Origin of the sequence: Enterobacter cloacae complex sp. 397G4, from assembly GCF_050031515.1 — a bacterium.
GTDB lineage: Bacteria > Pseudomonadota > Gammaproteobacteria > Enterobacterales > Enterobacteriaceae > Enterobacter > Enterobacter hormaechei_C.
In genome coordinates, this window is sequence record NZ_JBLGWE010000001.1 from 2,193,766 (window position 1) to 2,217,181 (window position 23,416).

A 23,416-nucleotide genomic window follows, 5' to 3' on the forward strand; every position below is an offset into this window, starting at 1 on the left:
GGCGGCACTGCGCCGCCTTTATGAAACCGTTTTGTTACTTGTACAGATCGGCGCTGATGGTCAGGTTGTTACCACGTTCCTGCCACTGGCGGGTGATGTGGTAATATTTCGCGCCTTTCTTCGCAGCACGCTTCGCCACCTGATAGGAGATTTCCGTCATGTTGCCATAGTTGCCCGTAAACTTGATGCTGTCGAACGGAACCATCTGCGCGGCAGTGGCTTTGTTCAGCTCTTCAATTTTCGTGCCGTCTGGTAACGTAACGGTATAACGACCGCCTTTGGTGGATTGGGTTTCAAAGAAACGACCCACTTCAGCGCTTGGTGCCGCCGAGGTTGCAACGCCCGGAATTTCCACTTTCTTCGCTTCTTCACCGCCTTTCGCTAACGCGGCACGTCCCGCATCTGAATCCGCTGGAATGGCATCCGGGCTTTGTACTACGCGTTTTTTCGCATCTTGCTTATAGATGAAGGCGGTGATGCGCTGGTTTCCGCCCTGGTTGGCATCAACCTGACGCACGATATAGAACGCGTAAGCGCCTTTTTCTCTCGCGGCTTTGGTGATGGCATCGTTAACTTCAGGCTGGCTGCGGTAGAAGCCCTGAACGGTCACGGTGTCATACGGTTCCAGCTGAACAGCCTGATCTTTCGGCAGTTCAACAATGCCGTTAATCACGCGGTTTTTCTGTTCATCTGCTTTTGGGGCATTCTCTTTGTACAGCGCAATCGTCACGCGCTGGTTGCCGCTGTTGCCCTGATCGGACTGGTCAACAACGTAAAACGAGGCAGCGCCGTTTTTATCGGCGGCTTTTGATGCGGCGGCGACGGCATCGCCAATAGAGTTATAGCGACCCACAATGACCGTATGGTCAAAAGGTTTTAACGCTGCCGCTTGCTCCGGCGTCAACTCTGTCGCGGCATTCGCAGACAGGGCGGTCGCGGAAAGAAGTGCGGACGCCAGGAGTGTGTTCTTAAGCTTCATAAAAATAATCCTTCGCCTTGCGCAAACCATGTACTGGTGTTGTTGTTAATTTGAGACGGTCCCGATTATGGCATTTAACACCCGTCGCTGTCTGCGGCATTTTTCACAGCCTGTGCTCACCAAAGGACCTGATTCGATAACATTTTGTGATATGTGGAAAAAACAGGCGCTTCACAAGCAAAACTGATTAAGCATATGACTTTTACAAGTTAATTTAATGTTAATGAGTTGTTCTTTTATGGCGCTATATCATGTTTTTACCGCTTCGCTTGCGCGATTTATCGGTCCTGAAGGCGAATTTAAGGTAAATATCTCTGTCAGTGACCCCGATCGCTTATTTTTCACAGATAAAGTAAGAAATAGTGTTTTCTGGCGGTAGATCACGGGCGCTATTTTCAGTAGGTTATAGAAAGTTTGTTACTGTTTTATTTTCCGGGGTTAATCATTCTCCGTCGTTATCTCGATGGTGAAAATTGATACAAACCGTGGGCAATTATCGACAAACCATCATCAAAAACCGATGGAAGGGAAAACTATGCGTATTGGGGTACCAAAAGAACGGTTAGCCAATGAAACCCGCGTAGCGGCAACACCAAAAACGGTGGAGCAACTGCTTAAACTGGGTTTTACCGTCGCGATTGAAAGCGGCGCGGGCAAACTGGCGAGTTTCGATGACGAGGCCTTTACTCAGGCTGGCGCGGACGTAGTGGACGGTGCTGAGGTCTGGCAATCACCCATCATTCTGAAGGTCAACGCACCGGAAGAGAGTGAAATTGAACTGCTGAACGCGGGCACTACGCTTGTGAGCTTTGTCTGGCCAGCCCAAAACCCGGAGCTGATGGAGAAGCTGGCAGCACGTGGTGTCACCGTGATGGCGATGGACTCCGTGCCGCGTATTTCGCGCGCGCAGTCTCTGGATGCGCTGAGCTCCATGGCGAACATTGCCGGCTATCGCGCCATTGTCGAAGCTGCGCATGAGTTTGGTCGCTTCTTTACCGGTCAGATTACGGCGGCAGGTAAAGTACCACCCGCGAAGGTGATGGTGATTGGTGCCGGTGTGGCAGGTCTTGCCGCTATCGGGGCCGCAAACAGCCTGGGCGCTATTGTTCGCGCGTTTGATACCCGGCCGGAAGTGAAGGAGCAGGTGCAGAGTATGGGCGCCGAATTCCTTGAGCTGGACTTCAAGGAAGAAGCGGGCAGCGGTGATGGTTACGCGAAGGTCATGTCTGAAGCCTTTATTAAGGCGGAAATGGCGCTCTTTGCGGCGCAGGCAAAAGAGGTGGACATCATTGTCACCACCGCGCTTATTCCGGGTAAACCGGCGCCGAAGCTGATCACCCGTGAGATGGTGGATTCCATGCAGCCGGGCAGCGTTATTGTCGATCTGGCGGCGCAAAACGGCGGTAACTGTGAGTATACCGTGCCAAACCAGGTCACGACGACCGCGAACGGCGTGAAGGTGATCGGTTATACCGACCTGCCAGGGCGTCTGCCAACCCAGTCCTCTCAGCTGTACGGCACGAACCTCGTTAACCTGCTGAAGCTGCTCTGCAAAGAGAAAGACGGCAACATTACCGTTGATTTTGATGATGTGGTGGTGCGTGGCGTTACCGTGGTGCGTGAAGGGGAAATCACCTGGCCTGCACCGCCGATTCAGGTTTCCGCTCAACCTCAGGCTGCGCCGAAAGCGGCGCCAGAGCCCGCGGAGCCAGCAAAACCTGCGTCGCCGTGGCGCAAATACGCCATCATGGCGCTGGTTATTATCCTGTTTGGCTGGCTGGCGGATGTCGCGCCAAAAGAGTTCCTTGGCCACTTCACCGTCTTCGCGCTCTCCTGCGTGGTGGGTTACTACGTCGTGTGGAACGTTTCTCATGCGCTGCATACCCCGCTGATGTCGGTCACCAATGCCATCTCCGGGATTATCGTGGTCGGGGCATTGCTGCAAATTGGTCATGGCGGCTGGATCAGCTTCCTGAGCTTCATTGCGGTGCTGATCGCCAGTATCAATATTTTCGGTGGTTTCACCGTGACTCAGCGCATGCTGAAAATGTTTCGTAAAGGCTAAGGGGTAGCATATGTCTGGAGGATTAGTTACAGCCGCATACATTGTTGCTGCAATCCTGTTTATTTTCAGTCTGGCGGGGCTTTCCAAACACGAAACGTCTCAGCAGGGAAATAACTTTGGTATCGCCGGGATGGCGATTGCGCTGATTGCCACCATCTTTGGGCCGGACACCGGCAACGTGGCGTGGATCCTGGTGGCGATGATCATCGGCGGCGCGATTGGTATTCGTCTGGCGAAACGCGTTGAAATGACCGAGATGCCGGAGCTGGTTGCCATTCTGCACAGCTTCGTGGGACTGGCGGCGGTGCTGGTGGGCTTCAACAGCTACCTGTACCACGAACCGGGCCTGGAGCCGATTCTGGTGAACATCCACCTGACCGAAGTGTTCCTCGGCATCTTCATCGGTGCGGTGACCTTCACCGGGTCGATTGTGGCGTTCGGCAAGCTGCGCGGGAAGATCTCTTCCAAACCGCTGATGCTGCCTAACCGCCACAAGCTGAACCTGGCGGCGCTGGTCGTTTCCTTTGTGCTGCTGGTGGTCTTCGTGCGTACCGAAAGCGTAGGCTTGCAGGTGCTGGCGTTACTGGTGATGACCATCATCGCGCTGGCCTTCGGCTGGCATCTGGTGGCGTCTATCGGCGGAGCAGATATGCCGGTGGTGGTTTCCATGCTGAACTCCTACTCCGGTTGGGCAGCGGCGGCGGCAGGCTTTATGCTGAGCAACGACCTGCTGATTGTCACCGGTGCGCTGGTCGGTTCTTCCGGTGCGATCCTGTCTTACATCATGTGTAAGGCGATGAACCGTTCGTTTATCAGCGTCATTGCGGGTGGCTTCGGTTCTGACGGCTCATCAACCGGTTCTGATGAGGAAGTGGGTGAACACCGTGAAATCAGCGCGGAAGACACCTCAGAGATGCTGAAAAACTCGCATTCCGTCATCATCACCCCAGGCTATGGCATGGCGGTGGCGCAGGCGCAGTATCCGGTGGCGGAAATCACCGAGAAACTCCGCGCGCGCGGCATCAAGGTTCGCTTTGGTATTCACCCGGTGGCGGGGCGTCTGCCAGGCCACATGAACGTGCTGCTGGCGGAAGCGAAGGTGCCTTACGACATTGTGCTGGAAATGGACGAGATCAACGATGATTTCGCCGACACCGACACCGTGCTGGTGATTGGCGCCAACGACACCGTTAACCCGGCGGCGCAGGACGACCCGCGTAGTCCGATTGCGGGTATGCCTGTTCTCGAAGTGTGGAAGGCGCAGAACGTCATTGTCTTCAAACGCTCTATGAACACCGGCTATGCTGGCGTGCAGAACCCGCTGTTCTTTAAAGATAACACCCACATGCTGTTTGGCGACGCCAAGGCCAGCGTGGATGCGATCCTGAAAGCGCTGTAATTGCGCTTCATCCTGACAAACCGCCCCCTGGGGCGGTTTTCTTATTTCTGCGGCCAGCTTTTCTCCTCTGTCTATACTTTACCCTTTGTGTAATACGAGGAGGTGTAATGCGATTTTTGTCCCGCTTCGACATCATCGAGCTGATGATGACGCCATCTTTCTGGATCGGCGTCGCCACGGTGGTTTTTGTGACTCTGCTGGTGTACTGGCTGCTGACGCGTCTGATCGCCTTCGTTAAGAAAGGGATCACTACCTGGGGCGACAAGCACCCCACCACCAACCGGATGCGTTTTATCCTGACGGATATGCTTAACCGCACCAGCCGCTTCCTGCTTTTTGTCGTGGCGCTGTTATTCAGCCTGCGTTTCGTCGACTTACCGGATCATCTCTTTGGTACCGTGAGCCACGCCTGGTTCCTGGTTTTCGCTATCCAGGTGGCGCTGTGGATGGATCAGGGGGTGGTGTCGTGGCTTCGTCACGTCATGCTGGCGCCGGGAAGCCATAAAAACCCGGTGACGCTGGTGATCACGGGGCTTATCCTCCGTGCCATAGTCTGGTCAGTGATGCTGCTGTCTATTCTTGCTAACGCGGGCGTCAACATCACTGCTCTGGTTGCCAGCCTTGGGGTAGGGGGTATTGCAATCGCCCTCGCGGTGCAAACGATCCTGAGCGACGTGTTTGCATCGCTTTCCATCGGTTTTGATAAGCCGTTCGAAATTGGCGATTTTGTGGTGTTTAACGATGTCGCCGGGACGGTAGAGCACATTGGCCTGAAAACCACCCGTATCCGCAGCCTGAGCGGGGAGCAGATTGTCTGCGGGAACGCCATTCTGCTGCAACAGACGCTGCATAACTACAAACGGATGCAAACGCGCCGGATCGTCTTTACCTTCGGGGTTGCCAGCGACACGGCGCCGGACAAACTGCGTTCAGTGGGTGATATGGTCAAACAGATCATTACCGACGTCGGGGAAACGAAGTTTGACCGCGCCCATTTCCTGGGCTTCGATCGCGATCGCCTGACCTTCGAGGTGGTCCATATCGTTAATACGGCGGACTACAACAAGTACATGGATATTCAGCAGGAGATCAATATCCGTATTCTGGAGGGGCTGAACCAGCAGGAGATCAAGCTGGCGCTGCCGAGCATGGTTCTGCACGCGCCCTGGATGAATGCCGGCGACGAGGCACCGACGCAGCGGTTGAGCGAAGCGTAATAAAAAAGCCCGCCGTTACCGGCGGGCTTTCATTTTGGGGTCAATCGTCTTCCTCATCGTCCAGTTCAACCGGCGTTTGATACTGATCCGGTTTGATGACCAGAAGGTCGCAGCGCAGGTGGTCAATCACCTGCTCGGCGGTATTTCCCAGGAACGCGGCAGAGATACCGGTCCGGCCAATGGTGCCCAGCACCACAATCCCGGCCTGCAAATGCTCCGCCAGATCCGGAATAACCTCTTCCGGTAACCCTTTTTCTACGTGCGTCATATTCTCATCGATACTGAATTTCTGGCGCAGCGCTTTCATGGCCAGCAGATGCTGACCGCGAATCGCGTCGTTATACACGCTCGGGTCAAATTCAGGCAACTCGATGGCGATATTGATTGGCGTAACCGGATAGGCACCCACCAGATGGACTTCGGTGTGGTTAACCTGGTCGGCAAGCTGGATGGTTTCCTTCACCAGCTTCTCGTTCAGCGAATTGTGATAATCCTCTTCGCTGGCCAGATTCACCGCCACGACGGCTTTCCCGCCCTCAGGCCATGGCTGATCTTTCACCATCCATACCGGGCAAGGGCATTTGCGCAGCAGGTGCCAGTCGGTTGGAGTGAAAATCACGGATTCCAGTTTGTCATGCTGGTGCGCCATTTTCAGCAGCAGGTCATGCCCACCGGCCACCACTTCCTGAATAATGGCTTCGAAAGGTCGGTTGTGCCAGACCACTTTGATATCAATCGGTACGCCCGCTTCCAGGTAATATTTCGCCTGCTCGCGGATCCACGCGGTACGCTGGCTGATCACTCCCTGACGCATAGCGGTGCGCTCGTCAGGCGACAGAAGGGTGGTCATCTCGTATGAGAAGTCATAAATCGGCAAAAAGGCTTTAATTTTGCCACCAATCCGTTGATGTAAATACACAGCACGTCGTAATGCCGGCTGATCGTCCTGGTTAGGATCGATAGCCACCAGCATGTTTTGATACTTTGCCATACAGGTCTCCTTACTACTGTCACCACAGTCTGTAAGTAAAAGAGTAACCTATATATCTTGAATGAAACAGGGGGGAAGTTTTTGCCAGATCAATAATCATGAAAATTTATCGACCTGGCATAAGATATCCGGGAGAGTTATGCCACGTTACGTGAGTGACCCGCCAGAATGGCCAGCGCTTCACCGTTTTCGATGGTGATGTACTTACCTTTAACCGCCAGCATTCCGCTCTTCTGGAAGCGACCCAGCAGACGGCTGATGGTTTCCACGGTCAGGCCCAGATAGTTGCCAATATCACCGCGCGTCATGGTCAGACGGAATTCACGCGGGGAGAAGCCACGCTCCGCGAAACGGCGGGAGAGGTTATAGATAAAGGCGGCCAGACGCTCTTCGGCATTCTTTTTGGAAAGCAGCAGGATCATATCCTGATCGCCTTTGATCTCACCGCTCATCAGACGCATCATCTGCTGACGCAGGTTCGGCATCTTACCGGACAGATCGTCCAGCGTCTCAAACGGAATTTCGCAGACCATAGAGGTTTCCAGCGCCTGAGCAAAGCTCGGGTGATGGCCACTGCCGATGGCGTCAAAGCCGACTAAATCGCCTGCCAGATGGAAGCCGGTGATCTGCTCGTCGCCCTGTTCGGTAATGGTGTAGCTTTTGATGGTGCCAGAACGGATAGCATAGAGCGATTTCAGTTCGTCTCCCGCCTTAAACAGCGTCTGCCCTTTCTGAATAGGCTTTTTGCGCTCGATGATATTGTCAAGCTGATCGAGTTCGTGCTCATTCAGAGTAAACGGGATACAGAGCTGGCTGATGCTGCAATCCTGGCAATGGATAGCACAACCGCCAGACTGAATGCGTCGTATAATTCGCTTTTCCGGGATCATAGGTTTGCTCAAGCCTTAATTGATATTGGTCAATTTTAACATCTTTTTGGTAAGGACGTAAGTCTGGCAAACCCCCAATAAAGACAAGAGACGGCAGCGTGTTGCCATCTCCTTGAAATTCCACAGAATGATTAAGGATTATGAACCTAACAGGAAGAAAATTAAGCACAAAAAGCCTGGGAATTACAGCAGAAAATACCCTTCGTGACGCAGCAGCCACTCTTTGCGCTGTACGCCCCCGGCATAGCCGGTGAGGGTGCCGTTGCGCCCGATCACGCGATGGCAAGGCACCACAATGCTGACGGGGTTAGAGCCATTTGCCGCACCGACCGCGCGCGCCGCGCCGGCACGGCCAAGCTGCTCTGCCAGCTGACCGTAGTGCATCACCTGCCCGCAGGGAATATTACGCAGCGCCTGCCACACCTCGCGCTGGAAAGGGGTACCCGCCGTGGCGGTTGGCAGGGTATTAATAATGCTGAGATCGCCCTCGAAGTAGGCCGTCAGTTTATCGCTCAGCCCGCCAGGATTACGGGCAGTAATACGCTCGTAACCCTCGGCGCGATAATGGATGTTGAGCAGCTCAACCATCCGGTCGCTGTGCTCTTCCCATTCAACCGCGCGCAGATTGAACGCTTCATCCGCGATAACCCACAGCGGCCCCAGCGGCGTCGCAATCTTATCTTCGAGTAATCTCAGCATCAGTACTCCTTAGTTCAGCCTCGGGTAAACACCCGGTCCAATCGGCAGGCCGACAAGATACCACGCCACCAGCATCACCAGCCATACTCCTAAGAAGATAAGCGGATAGGGCAGAACCAGCGAATAGTAGGTACCCAGCTTAGCCTCCGGTCTGTAGCGTTGCAGGAAGCCTAAAAACAGCGGAACGAAGGGTGACACGGGCGCCAGCGGGATCACCGAGGAATCGGCGACACGGAACAGGATCTGGGCGAACGCAGGATGGAAGCCGAGCATCATAAACATGGGGACAAAGATGGGCGCCAGAATCGACCAGATGGCCGACCCGCTGGCAATAAACATGCACAGCAGGGACGACAGCAGCGCCAGGCCGACAAACGCCGGAACACCGCTCAACCCCGCCGCCTCCAGCGCGTCCGTCAGGCTCACGGCCATAAACTTGCCCATATTGCTCCAGTTAAACATGGCGACAAACTGCGCCAGCGGGAACACCATCACGATAAAACCCGCCATCTCCTTCATCGGCTCGATCATCAGGTGCGGCAGATCTCCCTGACGGCGGATTTTGCCGGTGGCGATGCCGAACGCGAGCGAAACGACGAAGAAGAAGAGAATTATCAGCGGCACAATGCCCTGTATAAACGGCGAGGGCAGTACGGTGTGTTTGATCGGATCGCGCAGCACGCCATTTTCCGGCACCACCATCAGCGCCACCACCGCAATGAACGCCAGCGAGACGATCCCAGCTACGCGCAGGCCGAACTGCTGCTCTTTGCTCAGCGTCTCCAGCTTTTCATCGCTCCGGCCTTCCCATTTACCCAGGCGCGGCTCAATGATCTTATCGGTAATCAGCCCCCCGACAATCGTCAGGACAATCACCGAACTGGCCATAAAGTACCAGTTGTCGATCACGCTGACGTGCATAGTCGCATCGATGGTGCTGGCTGCCTCCGTACTGATGCCGGAGAGCAGCACATCGGTGGTCACGATAAGCAGGTTAGCGGTAAACCCACAGCCGACGCCCGCAATCGCCGACAGCAGGCCCGCAACAGGATGACGGCCAACGGCGAGGAAAATCAGCGCCCCCATCGGCGGCATGATCACCAGCGCCGCGTCGGACGAGATATGGCTGAAGAAGGCAATAAACAGCACCATATAGCTGGCATAACGCGCGCTGACGTGCGAGGCCATTTTCACCATCAGCGCGGGCAGCAGACCCACGCGTTCGGCCAGTCCCGCGCCTAACACCAGCGCCAGGATGGCGCCCAGCGGCGCAAAACCGCTGAAGTTTTTAATCACGTTCGGCAAAAACCAGTGCAACCCTTCAACGCTGAGCAGGTTTTTCACTGCCACCATGCTGCCGTCGGCCGGGCTGCGCACGCTCACATCAAAGGCGGACAGCACGGCCGTCGCGACCATCAGGATGACAATTAAATAGATAAAAAGCAGGAAAGGGTGCGGCACTTTATTGCCGATCCTTTCAACCCAGCCATAGAGCTTACCGGATGGGGAATGCGAAGGTATGGAAGACATACTCATGGGCGTTCCTCGGGACTGTTGTTGTGTTGTTGTGTTGTTGTGTTGTGTTTTTTTATTTTAAAGGTGACGGTGTCACGCCCTGCGGGATCGGACACTCGTACGGTTTTTCTGTTATGTGTTGTTCGAACTCTTCCCGGCATTTTCGCAACAGGTCGGCATCCTGAAGCAGATGCAGCGCGGTCGCGCCCATCACTTTTCCGGCCAGCAACATGCCTTTATGGGCAATTGAGGTACGCCCCTGCGCCACTAGTTGCCAGGTATGCAGTGGGGTGCCGACGGTAAAACAGGGGCTAAAGCACTGTGCGACAGGCATCTTCCAGCTGACATCCCCCACATCGGTGGAGCCTGCCAGCACGTTATCGGTGATGGCGTAAGGGGCAACTTCATCCACCAGCAGCGTCTCCTGATGGCGTCGGGCAAAAGCTTTTCCCTCTTCGGCCCCCGTTGCGGCAATGTTTTTCAGGCTGTTTTGCAGGTCGTTTGCCGTGAGCGTGGCGCGGATTTCACGGGCAAATTCGCGTTCCTCTTCCGTCCAGGCCGGCGTGCCATAATGCTGCAATGCGCGGTACATCGCCGCTTCGAGCGTACGGTTCGGCAGATAGCTGGAGCAGGCTTTATCAAAGCGGCACTCGACGGTGGTTTCGGTCATCATCGCCGCACCCTGGGCGATTTTCTCGATGCGCGCGTAGATCTGCTGCGCATCTGCCATCTCCGGGGCGCGGATCAGGTACAGCACCTCGGCCTGGGCCTGTACCACGTTGGGCGAAATCCCGCCGGTATCGGTGATGGCGTAATGAACGCGCGCTTTTTCAATGATGTGTTCGTTGAGGAAGTTTGTACCGGTGGTCATCAGCGTCACGGCATCCAGCGCGCTGCGCCCCAGATGTGGGGAGTTTGCGGCATGAGCGGCGATCCCCTTAAACCGCCAGGCGGCCTGAATATTGGCCAGCGTGCTGACGTTAAACATCCCGGCAAAGGCCTCCGGGTGCCATGTCACGGCAGCGTCCACGTCGTCAAACAGCCCTTCACGTACCATAAAGGTTTTACCGGAGCCGCCTTCCTCGCCGGGGCAGCCGTAAAATCGTACCGTTCCGCTGCCGCCGTGTTGTTCCAGCCAGCTTTTCACCGCCACCGCCCCGGCGAAGGCAGCAGTGCCTAACAGGTTATGCCCGCAGCCGTGGCCGTTCGCCCCCGGGGTGGCGGATTGCGCCGTCGCGCAGTGCGCCTGCTGGCTTAGCCCGGCCAGGGCATCGTATTCGCCCAGAAGGGCGATAACGGGCTTGCCGCTGCCGTAGCTGGCAATAAAGGCATTGGGAATGCCTCCGGCTTCCCGCGTCAGGGCAAAGCCCTCGGCTTCCAGCGCACTGGCGAGCCGTTCGGCGGACCAGAACTCTTCGAAGCGCGTTTCGGGATGATCCCAGATGTCGTCGGCAATATCGGTAAACGTCTGACATCGCGTGTCGATGGCATCGGCGATAAAAGCGTAGTTCTCCTGCATTACACACCTCGCGTCCACGGGAAATTAAGCGCAGTTCGCGCCAGCGTTTCGATGGCAACGTTCATCACCTGCTCATCAAAATCGAATTTTTCGTTATGATGTCCGGCGCTCAGTTCCGTGCCGAAGACCATATACGACGCCATGCCGCCGTTCTGCTGAACGCGGGCCATCATCAGCGTGGCGTCTTCGGAGCCTGCTGGCGCTGTCACCTTATCAATTGCGTGCTCAATTCCGGAAACCTGGCTCGCCTGTTCGCGCAGATAAGCAACCCAGGCCGGCGTCGGCGCGCTGAAGGTGGCGGCACCCATCAGGCGTATTTCGGCGCTTACGCCGTAGAGCGCGGCCGCGCCGGTGATAACCGCCTGCGCGCGTTCAAAGACATACTGATTAATGGCTTCGGTTTCGCCGCGGGTTTCAACCTTGATCAGGGCATTGGCGGGCACCACGTTGCGTCCGCTACCTGCCTGCATCACCCCGACGTTGACGCGGGAGGCGCCTTCGCTGTGTGGCGCAATGCTGTGCAGGGCAAGTGCGGCCTGCGCGGCGGCGAGCAGAGCGTTACGTCCGTCCTCCGGCTTACCGCCCGCGTGTGCCGCAACGCCGGTAAAGTTCACGTCGAACTTGGTGGTGGCCATAAAGCTATCGCTGCCGCAGATCGCCGTTCCGGCAGGCACGCCGGTACCAATATGAATGGCGGTAAAATAATCCACGCCGTCCAGCGCCCCGGCGGCAACCATGGCGCGCGCGCCGCGGGTGCCTTCTTCGGCAGGCTGGAAAATTAGCTTGATGGTGCCGTTGAGCTGCGCTTCATTCTGCTTAAGCACCTGCGCCAGCCCCAGACCAATGGTGGTGTGGCCGTCGTGCGCGCAAGCATGCATCATTCCCGCATTGCAGGAGGCAAAACCGTCGCGGAAGGGGCGATGACTTTCGTCAAGCGCTTCGCTTAAATCAAGTGCATCCATGTCTACCCGAAACGCCAGCGTGGGGCCCGGACGTCCGGTATTCAGGGTCGCCACAATGCCGGTAAATCCGCCCTCAAACGGCGCCAGCCATTTCTCCGGCGCACCCTGCGCCCGGGCGCGGGCAAACTCTCGCGAAAGGGTGGCATCATCGGGCAGTCCCATACGGCTTTCGGCATCGACCACGTCGCGACCCATCGCCAGTTCGTAGCCCAGCGAGTCGAGGATTTCCGCGACTTTCGCAGCTGTTCGAAACTCTACCCAGCCGGATTCCGCAAAATGGTGAAAATCGCGACGCCATGCGATCAACTGGGGGGATAATGTCTGGATGTACTGTGCCAGTGTGTCCATATCTGCTCCTGTCATCATAAAAAATGTGAACTGCTTCACGTTGTGATAGTTTTTACTTATCACTAACCGTTTTTTCACAGTTTTAACCGTTCAGAAATTACCCTCGCATATCCCTTTCCATTAAAGTAGATGACAGTTTCTTTACTCTGATAAACAACGGTTATCGGTTGAGCTATGTCATTTCAGATTAAATTTCATCAAATCCGGGCGTTTGTTGAAGTGGCGCGTCAGGGCAGCATTCGCGGTGCCAGCAGGACGTTAAATCTTTCCCAGCCGGCGCTGACCAAATCCATTAAAGAGCTGGAGGAGGGTATGGCGGCCCAGCTGTTTGTGCGCCGGAGTAAAGGCGTCGCGCTGACCGAGTGCGGGGAAGGGTTTTATCACCGCGCTAATTTGATTCTGGAAGAGCTGCGTGCAGCGCAGGATGACATCCGCCAGCGACAGGGCGAGCTTGCCGGGCAGATCAATATTGGGATGGGGGCCAGTATTTCACGCAGCCTGATGCCGGCCGTCATTACGCGTTTTCATGCGCAGCATCCTCAGGTCAACGTACGGATTATGGAAGGCCAGCTGGTGTCGATGATTAATGAATTACGTCAGGGTGAGCTGGACTTTACCATCAATACCTATTATCAGGGGCCGTACGATCACGAATTTACGTTTGAAAAGCTGTTCGAAAAGCCTTTTGCTGTATTTTGTCGGGCAGGGCATCCGGCGACAGGGGCGACCTCAATTAATGAGCTTTTGCAATATAACTGGACGATGCCTACGCCCCGGGGAAGTTATTATAAGCAGTTGCAGGATACTTTTAACCATCGCTCTCAAATACCGCGAATTGGCGTTGTCTGTGAGACCTTTTCCTCCTGTATTAGCCTCGTCGCACAAAGCGATTTCATCAGCATTTTACCGCAGGAGCTGGGCTGCGATCCGCTTCTGGCGCACCGTCTGATAATGCTGCCGGTTGTCGAAACCCTGCCTAAAGCAGCATATTATTTAATTCAGCGTCGTGATTCTCGCCAGACACCGCTTGCCGAATCATTAATCACGCAGTTTCGAAGGGAAGCCAGGAAATTAATTTAATCAAAATAACAACAATAAAAAAATAGAGTCTGCCCGACATCAGACAGACTCCACAGTACACACAGTCGTGCGTCCTTTCGCGGATCCTACATGCATTATCCATTGGGCAGGTTTATTAAGTTATAACAGCTTTTTCTTAAAAGAGAAGGACGTTGAGTGATTGATTTCACGATTTTTTAACGTAAATTATTTAATTAATTACGGCTGAAATTTAAGTTAAGGTTAGATTAAATTTATTGCGTCTGCGATTATCTGTTCCTTAAGCCATTATTTGAACCCGTGCCTGGATGATTGAGACCCGCAACGGGCGCAGGTATAGTACATCACTCAGATGTAGCCGGAGGATTTCCATGAACCCTGACGACAAATCACTTTTTCTTGACGCCATGGAGGATGTCCAGCCGCTCAAACGCTGCGCGGATATTCACTGGCAGCAGAGCCGCAATACGCGGGCGCGTCAGGAAATAGATACTGAGCAGCTCGATAACTTTCTGACGCTGGGGTTTCTGGAACTGTTGCCCCTTGCCGAGCCGCTCATGTACCAGCGCGAAGGGGTACAGCAGGGGGTATTTGATAAGCTGCGTTCCGGCAAATATTCCCGTCAGGCCAGCTTAACGCTGTTACGCCAGCCTGCGGAGCAATGCCGCCAGCTGGTCTATTCCTTTATTCGCCAGGCCGGACGTGACGGGCTACGCAACCTGATCATCGTGCATGGTAAAGGGCGTGAACAGCAGTCGCATCCTAACGTGGTGCGCAGCTATCTTGCGCGCTGGCTGACCGAGTTCGATGAAGTACAGGCCTTTTGCGAAGCGCAGCCGCATCACGGCGGCAGCGGAGCATGCTATGTCTCGTTGCGTAAGTCAGAGGATGCGAAGCGAGATAACTGGGAGCGCCACGCCAAGCGCAGCCGCTAATCAGGAGGGCGGGCGAGATGCCCGCCTGTCACTCAGAAGGTTTCCCAGTTCGCGTCAGCTGTATTCGCGCCTGCCGCTGACGGGCGCAGCAGTACGGGCGTTTTCACGTTTTTAGGGCGAGCCGCCAGCGATGCCTGAGCGTTCAGCCGGAATGCCGCCACGGCCTGACGCAGCTGTTCAGACTGATCTTCCAGCGCTGCCGCCGCCGTTGCCGACTCCTGTACCAGCGCGGCGTTTTGCTGCGTGACGCTGTCCATCTGCGAGACCGCCAGGCTGACCTGCTCTATACCGCGGCTCTGCTCGTCAGACGCCGAGGAAATCTCAGCCATAATATCGGTTACGCGCGTCACGGCCGCGACGATCTCTTTCATGGTCGCACCCGCCTCGCTCACCTGTTCCGAGCCGGTATTCACCCGGCTGACAGAGTTCTCGATAAGCCCTTTGATCTCTTTTGCCGCCTGCGCGCTGCGGCTGGCCAGCGTCCGTACTTCACCTGCCACGACCGCAAAGCCGCGACCTTGTTCCCCGGCACGGGCGGCTTCAACCGCCGCGTTGAGCGCCAGAATGTTGGTCTGGAAGGCAATGCTATCGATAACGCCGGTGATATGCGCAATTTGCTGAGAACTGTCGGCAATGTCATTCATGGTACGCACCACGTTATCCACCACCTGACCGCCGCGAGCGGCGGTTTCAGACGCATTCTTCGCCAGCAGCGTCGCCTGACGGGCGTTATCCGAGTTCTGTTTCACCGTGGCAGTCAGCTCTTCCATACTGGCGGCGGTCTCTTCCAGCGAGGCTGCCTGCTGCTCGGTTCGCGCGGAAAGGTCGTTACTCCCGGCGGCAATTTCTCCTGCGCCCGTGTAGATCGAATCGGTGCTGCCGCGCACGGCGCTGACGGTGCTCACCAGCGACTGCTGCATCTCGTGCAGACCAGCAGCCAGCTGGCCCATCTCGTTGCGCCCGGTAATCGCGACATTTTGCGTCAGATCGCCGCTCGCGATGGTGCGAATATGGTTCATGATGGCGTTGAGCGGTTTCAGGAGCAGGTGCTGTAAACCCTGCCAGATCACCACCAGCACGGCGATCACAGTCAGGAAGATCGCCGCCAGCGTCCACTGCATCTGGGTAAAGCTGCTCTGATTCTCTTCGGCGGCGGCTTTCAGCAGCACGTTGTTTTCAGCGCGCCAGCGGGTATAGACCGCCTCCATCTCATCCTGCGCCTGCTGGGCGTCCAGGTCGCCATAGGCCTGATAGTTATCGGCGCGCAGATACTCAATGGACAAGCGCATCACCTCGTGCATTTGCTTCCAGGCTTTCTGCATCTCTTCGGTGAGCGCGGCATTCTGGCCCTTCACCTGCGAAATCGCCTGCCAGTTTTTGTAATAGTCTTCGGCTTTGGTCAGCGAACCGTTCGCGGTGCCCAACAGCGTGTTGATTGCTGCGAGAGAGGCCGGATCGCGCTGGTTTTTCAGGTAGCGGATCGCCACGCGGGTGACGGTAACGCGCGTTTTCACCAGCGTGTTCACGCTGTCGCTCAGGCTCTCCTGTTGGGCATTGAGTAACCCGGAATTCTGAAAGTTGTGACGATCGTTGTTAACGGCAGAGTAGAACAACCCTCCCGTGACAACTTGCAGCAGACAGAATATGGTGAGGGCAAAGATAATACCGGTAATCACGTGCAGATTTTTCAGCATGGCGGTCATCCGTAAGAGAAGAGGCAGGGTTACATCAATACTATCGTCGTAGCGAATTTAAACTTTAATTTTACTATTGCTTAACTAATGGTTTCGTTGCGGAACCTGTTGTAAATCCGGATCATTTTTTATGAGGAAGGTCAGCATGAGCAGCATAGATAAAAGCGGAACGTTCACGCTCGGAACGCGTACGGTTAAACGATTTGGCTATGGCGCGATGCAGCTTGCCGGGCCTGGCGTTTTTGGTCAGCCAAAAGACAAAAATGCGGCGCTGGCGGTGCTGCGTGAAGCGGTGGCGTCGGGTGTGAATCACATTGATACCAGCGATTTTTACGGACCTCATGTGACCAACCAGCTTATCTGCGAGGCGCTTCATCCGTACCGGGACGACCTTACGATTGTGACCAAGATCGGAGCCCGACGCGGCGAGGATGCCTCCTGGCTGCCGGCGTTTTCCGCGCAGGAGCTGACGCAGGCGGTGCATGACAACCTGCGTAACCTGAAGCGGGATGTGCTGGACGTGGTTAACCTGCGGATCATGTTTAGCACCCACGGACCGGCGGAAGGCTCGATTGCCGCGCCGCTGAGCACCCTTGCGGAGCTGCAACAGCAGGGGCTGGTTCGCCATATTGGGCTGAGCAACGTCACCGCTTCGCAGGTCGCTGAAGCGCAGAAGATGGTTTCCGTGGTGTGTGTACAGAACATGTACAACGTTGTGAATCGCGGTGACGATGCGCTGGTCGATTCGCTGGCGCAGCAGGGGATTGCCTGGGTGCCGTTCTTCCCGCTGGGAGGTTTCACGCCACTGCAATCTTCCGGACTACAGGCGGTGGCGGATTCACTGGGCGCGACGCCGATGCAGGTGGCGCTGGCATGGCTGCTGCAACGCTCGCCAAATATCCTCTTGATCCCGGGAACCTCGTCGGTGGCGCATCTGCGTGAAAACCTGGCGGCAGCCGATCTGGTATTGCCGCCTGAGGCGCTGGAGACGTTAAATTCGCTGGTGGGGTAATCCCGATGGCAGCAAAAGCCCGGAGGATTTTTCGGGCTTTTGCTGTTTATGATCCAATCTGACTTCTTTGGCGGTGAAGCGCTAATGCTTCCGCCACGATTTCCTGCTTACTTTTCCGTGTTTCATACGCAGTAATGCGGATGTACTCCATCAGCGCAGGATCGATGCGCGCGCTTAACATCCTGAGTTCGGCCTCCTTTGCGACACCGCGAGCAACACGCTTATCGGGATAATCACGGGCGGGCATAGAAAACGTCCTCCAAAAATTGTCTTGTTAATTTGTGCTGTAAAATATGCGCCAGTCTAAATAGAAAGTCAATGGATAGTGATTGTTCAGTGAGGCTAAGTTGTGTTTTGTGTATTTAGAAGTCATTAGTAAGTGATTTGATAGTGATGTTTTATGACGCGTTAAGCTTGCCCATACGTAAAAATTTACAAAGCAAATAATCTTCATTGCTATAGGGGGTTATAAGCGAAGCGGTTAAGGCGTAGCCAGCCGCTTACGCTGACATGGCTTGATCGATACCTCAGTTAAAACTACTGTATATAAAAACAGTATGGAGGTATTTATCATGATCTTTTTCAGACCCGCAGAGTTGCGTGAAATCGTTGCTATTCCACTTTTCAGCGACTTAGTACAGTGCGGCTTCCCCAGCCCGGCAGCGGATTATGTAGAGCGGCGTATCGATTTAAACGAGTTATTAGTCGCCCATCCCAGCTCCACTTACTTTGTCAAAGCCGCCGGTGACTCGATGATAGAAGGGGGGATCAATAACGGTGATTTGCTGGTGGTGGACAGTTCCCGCAAGCCTGAGCATGGCGATATCGTGATTGCGGCGGTAGAGGGCGAATTTACCGTGAAGCGCCTCCAGTTGCGTCCCAATATTCAACTCAACCCCATGAACAGCGCCTATTCACCGATTATTGTCGGCAGCGACGATACGCTCGATATCTTTGGTGTAGTGACGTATATCGTGAAATCCGCGAGCTGATCGTGTTTGTGAAGCTTAATTAATAGGCAATAAGTTAATTCTCATCATGCAAAAATCTTACGTTATCGGGGCTGTCTTGTCGGCAAACCTGATATTCATCGCATAAGCCGGAACTGACTGGTTAAATATTCTGGTATTGGCGAATTACAGAGTGATATCCCATTTTTTTATTTTGTTATGTTCCTGCACTTTAGTGAGTTTTCTTTTCTTCCGACAGAATACATTTTGTCTACATTATAATTTTAATTTATGATTCGCACACGAACAATTGATGTTATGCAGGGTTTTAGCATCGTGGCAGTCAATAAAACCCTGCTGTTATAAAGTAATCAGGAGATTCATTTTTATGTCAGACAATAATCCCCGCCCATCCGGCTGGTTAGGCCCGTGGTGCCTGCTGGTGGGTGTGATACTTCTTGTAACGGGGCTCTTTTTTGCCATCGGCGGTTTTAAACTGGTTTCCCTGGGGGGGAGTTGGTATTTTCTCATCGCCGGGGTTATCACTCTGCTCTCTGCGATTCAGTTCTTCCGCCGCAAGTCCTCTGCCGTGGGGCTGTTTGCCCTGGTGTTTCTTGGCACCCTGATTTGGGCATTTTTCGATGCCGGGCTCGACTTCTGGCCGCTGGTTTCCCGTTTAATGGTACCCGCCGGGCTGATGGTGCTGGCAGCCGCCACCTGGCCTGCATTGCGTAAACGTGAAGGAAAACCGTCCTGCGCAAAAGGGGCCCTGGGGGTCTGCGCGGTCCTTATTGTCGCCATGGGCGTCACCTTTGTTCAGATGTTTCAACCCCATCCGACCGTGCCGTTTAGCGGTGAAAAACGCCCGCTGGTGCCGGTAAAAGATGATGCGAAACAGCAGAACTGGGATCACTACGGTAATACGGCTGGCGGTAGTCGCTTTGTGGCGCTGGACCAGATAACCCGTGACAACGTGAAAAACCTGAAACCGGTCTGGACCTACCATACCGGTGACGTACCGGAAAGTCCGGACGGCAATGGCGCAGAAGATCAGCAAACGCCGCTACAGGTTGGCGATCGTGTCTTCCTCTGTACGCCGCATAACAACGTGATCGCCGTGGATGCCGATAGCGGGAAAGAGATCTGGAAAGCGGAAATCAACGCCAAGTCTGCAATCTGGATGCGCTGCCGTGGCCTGGCGTACTTCGATGCCACCAAACCGCTGGCGCAGCCAACGGTAGCCGGCTCCACACCGGTTCTGCCAGCGCAGGTGGCACCGGGCGCTGCATGCCAGCGCCGTATCCTGATGAACACCATCGACGGTAAGCTGATCGCGTTAGACGCCGATAACGGCAAGTTCTGCCCGGACTTCGGTACTAACGGCAGCGTTAACCTGCATGAAGGGATGGGCGACGCGCCAGATCCCACGTACGTGCTGACGTCGGCCCCGACGCTGGCGGGTACGACGGTTGTCGTTGGCGGCCGCGTTGCGGATAACGTCAGCACCGATATGCCGGGAGGCGTTATACGTGGTTATGACGTGATCACCGGCCAGCTGCGCTGGGCGTTCGACCCGCGTAATCCGGATCCGAACTATGTTCTGAAGCCGGGCGAACACTACAAACGTAGCTCTGCAAACTCCTGGGCCCCTATGTCCTGGGATGCGTCGATGAATACCGTGTTTATCCCGATGGGAAGTTCCTCTGTCGACCTGTGGGGCGCTGACCGTATTCCGGAAGATCACAAATACGCCACCTCAATCCTCGCGCTGGATGCGACTACCGGGAAAGAGAAGTGGGTATACCAGACCGTGCATAACGACCTCTGGGATTTCGATATCCCGATGCAGCCGAGCCTGGTTGATTTCCCGACGAAAGAGGGCAACAAGCCCGCGGTGGTGGTGGGCACCAAAGCGGGGCAAATTTACGTTCTTGATCGCCTGACGGGTAAACCGCTCACTGAAGTGAAAGAGGTTCCGGTAAAACCAGCGGATATTCCACGTGAACAGTACCCGGCAACGCAGCCGCGCTCTGTGGGAATGCCGCAGATTGGCGCGGAAACCCTGAAAGAATCGGATATGTGGGGGGCGACGCCGTTTGACCAGCTGGCCTGCCGTATCAGCTTCAAATCAATGCGTTATGACGGTCTGTACACGATGCCGGGAACCGATATTTCCCTGAGCTTCCCGGGCTCGCTGGGGGGAATGAACTGGGGCAGCTTGTCCACCGATCCGAACAACCAGTACATCTTCGTCAACGACATGCGTCTGGGTCTGTGGGTCCAGCTGATTAAACAAGATCCGCAGAGCGCGGTGGCAAACACGGGCGGTGAAGCCGTGAACGCCGGGATGGGCGCCGTTCCGATGAAAGGAACGCCGTATTCGGTCAACAAAAACCGTTTCATGTCACCGCTGGGCATTCCGTGCCAGAAACCACCGTTTGGCTCCCTCTCCGCAATTGACCTGAAAACGCAGAAAATCGTCTGGCAGGTGCCGGTCGGTACCGTTCAGGATACCGGTCCGTTTGGGATAAAAATGCGCATGCCAATGCCTGTCGGTATGCCGACGCTGGGCGGTACGCTGGCCACGCAGGGCGGTCTGGTCTTCATTGCGGGAACCCAGGATTACTACCTGCGCGCCTTTGATTCCTCCACGGGGGAAGAAGTGTGGAAAGCGCGTCTCCCGGTGGGTAGCCAGGGCGGACCTGTCAGCTATGTATCACCGAAAACCGGCAAACAGTACATTCTGATCTCTGCCGGCGGTGCACGCCAGTCGCCGGATCGTGGTGACTACGTGATTGCCTACGCGCTGGATAAATAACAGCGAAATAAGCAGCCCGGCCCCGTCGTAGTACGGGGCTTTTTTTTTGACTAAAAACTACGCACAGGAAGAAAGCGCCGGTTCCGGTCAGCCCGTGAAAAGCACCCGCCAGCGTCGGCGACGGCGAGTCATCTCGCGCCATAGCGCGACTATCTCGTCAGGTTGCAGGGCATCAATAGCCTGCGGCGTTAACACCGGCAAACCATAGCGCTGGCGCAGGGCGGCCACTGCCGAGGCGCTGGCATCCATCGGTGAGCGGATCTGCGTCGCCAGCTGCTGTCGCAACATGCTGAACGCTGCCTCATCGCACGGCGTCAGCTCACGCAAAAATCGTTTGCAGCAACCCAACAGGTTCACGGGAGAACGGTCAGGCGACTGTAACGCCAGCAACAGGCCATCGCGATCGGCAATACGCTGATAACGACAGCTGACCACGTAGCCAATCTGCTGTTCCACGCGCAGGCGCTGGAAAAATTGCGGTTCGCAGCATAACGCCAGCAGCCGCAGCGCGGCGAGCGACGCGCCCGGCGGCAGGGGAATAAACACCAGCAGCGCCGAATCCGCGCTGGCGTGCGGGATGTGTTCGATCCCGCCGGGACAACCGCTTAACGGCAACGGCTTAGCGTTAACCGGCACCCGGAGCAGGCCAAGCTGCCGGGCTAACCCGTGCGCGTGTCCGGCGCTGCCGCCAACTAACGCCGCCAGCCAGCCGTCCCGTGGCGGGTCCGATGCCAGACGTTCAGGCAATTGCTGAAGCAGCTCACGGATGGCAATGCCTTCTGGCGCTGGCGTAATAGCAGGTGCGGGGTGGGAGAGGCGATCGATTATCGCCCCGATGATGGGTTCCGCCGTCACCATGGCGTCAGGAAGCCGCAGGGTGAGCTGCCAGCTACCGTCAACCGTTTGCCACTCGCCGCTGCCGTCGATATGGCGCAGTTCAGCAAGAAGAGGGCGTAACTGCTTGCCCATCGCCACCCCGTGAGCCTGTTCCACGCGCGAATAAAAAGGCCTGCGCAGGATCAGCGTCGGCGGTTGTGTCTGCGCCGACAAATGCAGCAGTGGAGCGGCTTCTGACGTCGGGGCTGGCGCAGCATACCTGGCAGTCTGCGGGTAGAAGGAAAACGCGATGGGGCTATCATCTGCAACCGGCTGGCGACGCCAATGGCTAAGCGGCAGGGCAAAACCCTGGCTGGCAATAATTTCAGCGGTTTCCATTTTTTTGCAGGCCAGATACGAGACTGGCACCGCCAGTAAGTCAGCACAGAAGGCGGAAAAACCTACGGGCGCCGCGCCGGGCGCAAAACCAAATGCCCGCTGGCGCAGCTGCTCCAGCGTCGGCAGGGCGCTGAAACGCTGCTGTGCCAGCCGATAATAATGCCGCTGCTGCTCATCCGTCGTTTGCTGTAGCGCCCGTAGCCAGTGGGTAATATGCGGGTCAATGTCCTCGGGCCGTTCGCTATCAACCGTTAGCGCCACCCAGCCGTAATCGTCATCCTGATAAAGCCAGTTCAGGGCTACCTCTTCTGCCAGTCCACGCGCCCGTAGCCCGGCAATCAGGCTTCCGGGGGCGTCGTCCAGTAAAAACTCCCGAAATAAAGTGACGTTGTCACTTTTTCGGATTAACGGACAACGCCACAGTGCGGGTCGCTCTGTTACCGCCAGCTGATAATCTGCTTCAGCGCTAAGACGCAACGGGGGAGCGGTTTCAGGCATGCCTCCTGACGCAAAATCTGACGCAAACATATGGGCAAGCTCGGCCAGCGCATCCAGCGTTTGCGGCCCTTGCAGCCACAATTGCAGGTGTCCGGCCACATAATAGCGACGATGAAAGTCGAGCAACGCGGTTTGCAGCGATCCCGGGTCCTGCCCGAGAGACTCCTTGCTACCCACCTGAAAACGGCGAAAAACCGCGGGTTCTTCCATCGCGTGGCGCGCCGCCGCTTCGCGCCTGGCGGAATCATGTTGCTGGATGAGCCGGTTTTCCGCATCAATGACCGCCACTTCGCGCTGTATGTCATGCGGTGAAAGCAGCGGCGCCTGCAACATATCCCGCAGCCGCGCGACGCCGTAGGACAGGTTATCGGCGGCAACGTCGAAGAAAAAAGCGCTATGGCGAGCCAGCGTGGTGGCATTGACGCTGCCGCCCTGGCGCTGGACCCAGGCCATGAGTCGATCATCGCCCTGATAGCGCTGGCTACCGCGGAACAGCAGGTGCTCAAGCAAATGCGCCAGACCGGCGAAGCGCGGTGGCTCGTGATGGCTTCCGGCACTCACGCGCGCCAGCGCCGCCGCGCGTGTCGCCTGCGGCTGATGCACCAGCGTTGCGCGCAAACCGCCTGCCAGTTCCACGATGCGGGTGGTCAT

At 55.9% G+C, this 23,416-nt stretch carries 18 protein-coding genes; 8 read left to right on the forward strand and 10 right to left on the reverse strand.

The genetic code is table 11. The annotated features are described in order from the left end of the window. Positions 1-34: 34 nt before the first annotated feature. A complete protein-coding gene (gene ydgH / locus ACQG1Y_RS10690) occupies positions 35-979 on the reverse strand; it encodes a DUF1471 family protein YdgH (protein WP_000769339.1) in 945 nt (314 codons plus the stop codon). Positions 980-1,514: 535 nt separating this feature from the next. Here ydgH and pntA point away from each other — a divergent pair. The 3 genes from pntA to ACQG1Y_RS10705 all read left to right on the forward strand — a co-directional run bounded on the left by pntA (position 1,515) and on the right by ACQG1Y_RS10705 (position 5,660). Further along, positions 1,515-3,044 carry a Re/Si-specific NAD(P)(+) transhydrogenase subunit alpha gene (pntA, locus tag ACQG1Y_RS10695; RefSeq protein WP_017384575.1) on the forward strand — a complete coding sequence of 510 codons (1,530 nt, stop codon included), beginning with the start codon at positions 1,515-1,517 and terminating at the stop codon, positions 3,042-3,044. Between the two features lie 10 nt (positions 3,045-3,054). Continuing rightward, positions 3,055-4,443, forward strand: coding sequence for a Re/Si-specific NAD(P)(+) transhydrogenase subunit beta (gene pntB, locus ACQG1Y_RS10700; RefSeq protein WP_126765835.1), 1,389 nt, complete (start codon positions 3,055-3,057; stop codon positions 4,441-4,443). A 107-nt stretch (positions 4,444-4,550) separates the two neighbouring features. Next, positions 4,551-5,660: a mechanosensitive ion channel family protein gene (locus ACQG1Y_RS10705; protein ID WP_017694101.1), complete on the forward strand. Its 1,110-nt coding sequence runs from the start codon at positions 4,551-4,553 to the stop codon at positions 5,658-5,660. Between the two features lie 40 nt (positions 5,661-5,700). Here the strand turns inward: ACQG1Y_RS10705 and uspE are convergent, their stop codons facing one another. The 6 genes from uspE to ACQG1Y_RS10735 form a co-directional block, all read right to left on the reverse strand. After that, a complete protein-coding gene (gene uspE / locus ACQG1Y_RS10710; RefSeq protein WP_006808916.1) occupies positions 5,701-6,651 on the reverse strand; it encodes a universal stress protein UspE in 951 nt (316 codons plus the stop codon). 137 nt (positions 6,652-6,788) lie between these two features. After that, positions 6,789-7,541, reverse strand: coding sequence for a fumarate/nitrate reduction transcriptional regulator Fnr (gene fnr / locus ACQG1Y_RS10715; protein ID WP_000611906.1), 753 nt, complete (start codon positions 7,539-7,541; stop codon positions 6,789-6,791). A 183-nt stretch (positions 7,542-7,724) separates the two neighbouring features. Next, positions 7,725-8,240, reverse strand: coding sequence for a methylated-DNA--[protein]-cysteine S-methyltransferase (gene ogt, locus ACQG1Y_RS10720; RefSeq protein WP_015570643.1), 516 nt, complete (start codon positions 8,238-8,240; stop codon positions 7,725-7,727). A 9-nt stretch (positions 8,241-8,249) separates the two neighbouring features. After that, positions 8,250-9,776 (reverse strand): p-aminobenzoyl-glutamate transporter, encoded by a 1,527-nt coding sequence (gene abgT, locus ACQG1Y_RS10725; RefSeq protein WP_017694100.1) that lies wholly within the window; start codon positions 9,774-9,776, stop codon positions 8,250-8,252. Between the two features lie 52 nt (positions 9,777-9,828). Then, positions 9,829-11,274: a M20 family metallopeptidase gene (locus ACQG1Y_RS10730; protein WP_017384571.1), complete on the reverse strand. Its 1,446-nt coding sequence runs from the start codon at positions 11,272-11,274 to the stop codon at positions 9,829-9,831. Continuing rightward, positions 11,274-12,584 carry a M20 family metallo-hydrolase gene (locus tag ACQG1Y_RS10735; protein ID WP_032671083.1) on the reverse strand — a complete coding sequence of 437 codons (1,311 nt, stop codon included), beginning with the start codon at positions 12,582-12,584 and terminating at the stop codon, positions 11,274-11,276. The genes ACQG1Y_RS10730 and ACQG1Y_RS10735 overlap by 1 nt, the downstream gene beginning before the upstream one ends. Positions 12,585-12,758: 174 nt before the next feature. Here ACQG1Y_RS10735 and ACQG1Y_RS10740 point away from each other — a divergent pair, with 174 nt between their 5' ends. After that, entirely contained in the window at positions 12,759-13,664 is a 906-nt protein-coding gene (locus tag ACQG1Y_RS10740; protein ID WP_003857524.1) for a LysR family transcriptional regulator, read from the forward strand. A gap of 350 nt (positions 13,665-14,014) precedes the next feature. After that, the gene (gene smrA / locus ACQG1Y_RS10745) at positions 14,015-14,578 is read left to right on the forward strand and encodes a DNA endonuclease SmrA (RefSeq protein ID WP_015570640.1); all 564 of its coding nucleotides are present in this window, start codon (positions 14,015-14,017) and stop codon (positions 14,576-14,578) included. Positions 14,579-14,610: 32 nt separating this feature from the next. Here smrA and tcp read toward each other — a convergent pair whose 3' ends face one another. After that, a complete protein-coding gene (gene tcp, locus ACQG1Y_RS10750) occupies positions 14,611-16,272 on the reverse strand; it encodes a methyl-accepting chemotaxis citrate transducer (RefSeq protein WP_017384568.1) in 1,662 nt (553 codons plus the stop codon). 145 nt (positions 16,273-16,417) lie between these two features. Between tcp and ACQG1Y_RS10755 the strand changes: the two genes are divergently transcribed. Then, complete coding sequence (locus ACQG1Y_RS10755) at positions 16,418-17,284, forward strand: aldo/keto reductase family oxidoreductase (RefSeq protein WP_368740892.1); 867 nt, start codon at positions 16,418-16,420, stop codon at positions 17,282-17,284. A gap of 46 nt (positions 17,285-17,330) precedes the next feature. Here the strand turns inward: ACQG1Y_RS10755 and ACQG1Y_RS10760 are convergent, their stop codons facing one another. After that, the gene (locus ACQG1Y_RS10760; protein WP_003857516.1) at positions 17,331-17,531 is read right to left on the reverse strand and encodes a hypothetical protein; all 201 of its coding nucleotides are present in this window, start codon (positions 17,529-17,531) and stop codon (positions 17,331-17,333) included. 325 nt (positions 17,532-17,856) lie between these two features. Between ACQG1Y_RS10760 and ACQG1Y_RS10765 the strand changes: the two genes are divergently transcribed. Continuing rightward, positions 17,857-18,276 (forward strand): translesion error-prone DNA polymerase V autoproteolytic subunit, encoded by a 420-nt coding sequence (locus tag ACQG1Y_RS10765; RefSeq protein WP_003857514.1) that lies wholly within the window; start codon positions 17,857-17,859, stop codon positions 18,274-18,276. A 346-nt stretch (positions 18,277-18,622) separates the two neighbouring features. Beyond that, positions 18,623-21,052, forward strand: a complete 2,430-nt coding sequence (locus tag ACQG1Y_RS10770; RefSeq protein WP_368740891.1) for a glucose/quinate/shikimate family membrane-bound PQQ-dependent dehydrogenase — start codon at positions 18,623-18,625, stop codon at positions 21,050-21,052. 87 nt (positions 21,053-21,139) lie between these two features. Here the strand turns inward: ACQG1Y_RS10770 and pqqF are convergent, their stop codons facing one another. Next, positions 21,140-23,416 carry a pyrroloquinoline quinone biosynthesis protein PqqF gene (pqqF, locus tag ACQG1Y_RS10775; protein ID WP_203453327.1) on the reverse strand — a complete coding sequence of 759 codons (2,277 nt, stop codon included), beginning with the start codon at positions 23,414-23,416 and terminating at the stop codon, positions 21,140-21,142.

What these genes read in the sequence shown, in the direction of transcription:
- fnr (WP_000611906.1), bottom strand. Translation starts at nt 7,541, where the DNA reads ATGATCCCGGAAAAGCGAATTATACGACGCATTCAGTCTGGCGGTTGT.
- ACQG1Y_RS10730 (WP_017384571.1), bottom strand. Translation starts at nt 11,274, where the DNA reads ATGCAGGAGAACTACGCTTTTATCGCCGATGCCATCGACACGCGATGT.
- ACQG1Y_RS10770 (WP_368740891.1), top strand. Translation starts at nt 18,623, where the DNA reads ATGTCAGACAATAATCCCCGCCCATCCGGCTGGTTAGGCCCGTGGTGC.
- tcp (WP_017384568.1), bottom strand. Translation starts at nt 16,272, where the DNA reads ATGCTGAAAAATCTGCACGTGATTACCGGTATTATCTTTGCCCTCACC.
- uspE (WP_006808916.1), bottom strand. Translation starts at nt 6,651, where the DNA reads ATGGCAAAGTATCAAAACATGCTGGTGGCTATCGATCCTAACCAGGAC.
- ACQG1Y_RS10735 (WP_032671083.1), bottom strand. Translation starts at nt 12,584, where the DNA reads ATGGACACACTGGCACAGTACATCCAGACATTATCCCCCCAGTTGATC.
- smrA (WP_015570640.1), top strand. Translation starts at nt 14,015, where the DNA reads ATGAACCCTGACGACAAATCACTTTTTCTTGACGCCATGGAGGATGTC.
- ogt (WP_015570643.1), bottom strand. Translation starts at nt 8,240, where the DNA reads ATGCTGAGATTACTCGAAGATAAGATTGCGACGCCGCTGGGGCCGCTG.
- ACQG1Y_RS10755 (WP_368740892.1), top strand. Translation starts at nt 16,418, where the DNA reads ATGAGCAGCATAGATAAAAGCGGAACGTTCACGCTCGGAACGCGTACG.
- ydgH (WP_000769339.1), bottom strand. Translation starts at nt 979, where the DNA reads ATGAAGCTTAAGAACACACTCCTGGCGTCCGCACTTCTTTCCGCGACC.
- ACQG1Y_RS10705 (WP_017694101.1), top strand. Translation starts at nt 4,551, where the DNA reads ATGCGATTTTTGTCCCGCTTCGACATCATCGAGCTGATGATGACGCCA.
- abgT (WP_017694100.1), bottom strand. Translation starts at nt 9,776, where the DNA reads ATGAGTATGTCTTCCATACCTTCGCATTCCCCATCCGGTAAGCTCTAT.
- ACQG1Y_RS10765 (WP_003857514.1), top strand. Translation starts at nt 17,857, where the DNA reads ATGATCTTTTTCAGACCCGCAGAGTTGCGTGAAATCGTTGCTATTCCA.
- ACQG1Y_RS10760 (WP_003857516.1), bottom strand. Translation starts at nt 17,531, where the DNA reads ATGCCCGCCCGTGATTATCCCGATAAGCGTGTTGCTCGCGGTGTCGCA.
- ACQG1Y_RS10740 (WP_003857524.1), top strand. Translation starts at nt 12,759, where the DNA reads ATGTCATTTCAGATTAAATTTCATCAAATCCGGGCGTTTGTTGAAGTG.
- pntB (WP_126765835.1), top strand. Translation starts at nt 3,055, where the DNA reads ATGTCTGGAGGATTAGTTACAGCCGCATACATTGTTGCTGCAATCCTG.
- pqqF (WP_203453327.1), bottom strand. Translation starts at nt 23,416, where the DNA reads ATGACCACCCGCATCGTGGAACTGGCAGGCGGTTTGCGCGCAACGCTG.
- pntA (WP_017384575.1), top strand. Translation starts at nt 1,515, where the DNA reads ATGCGTATTGGGGTACCAAAAGAACGGTTAGCCAATGAAACCCGCGTA.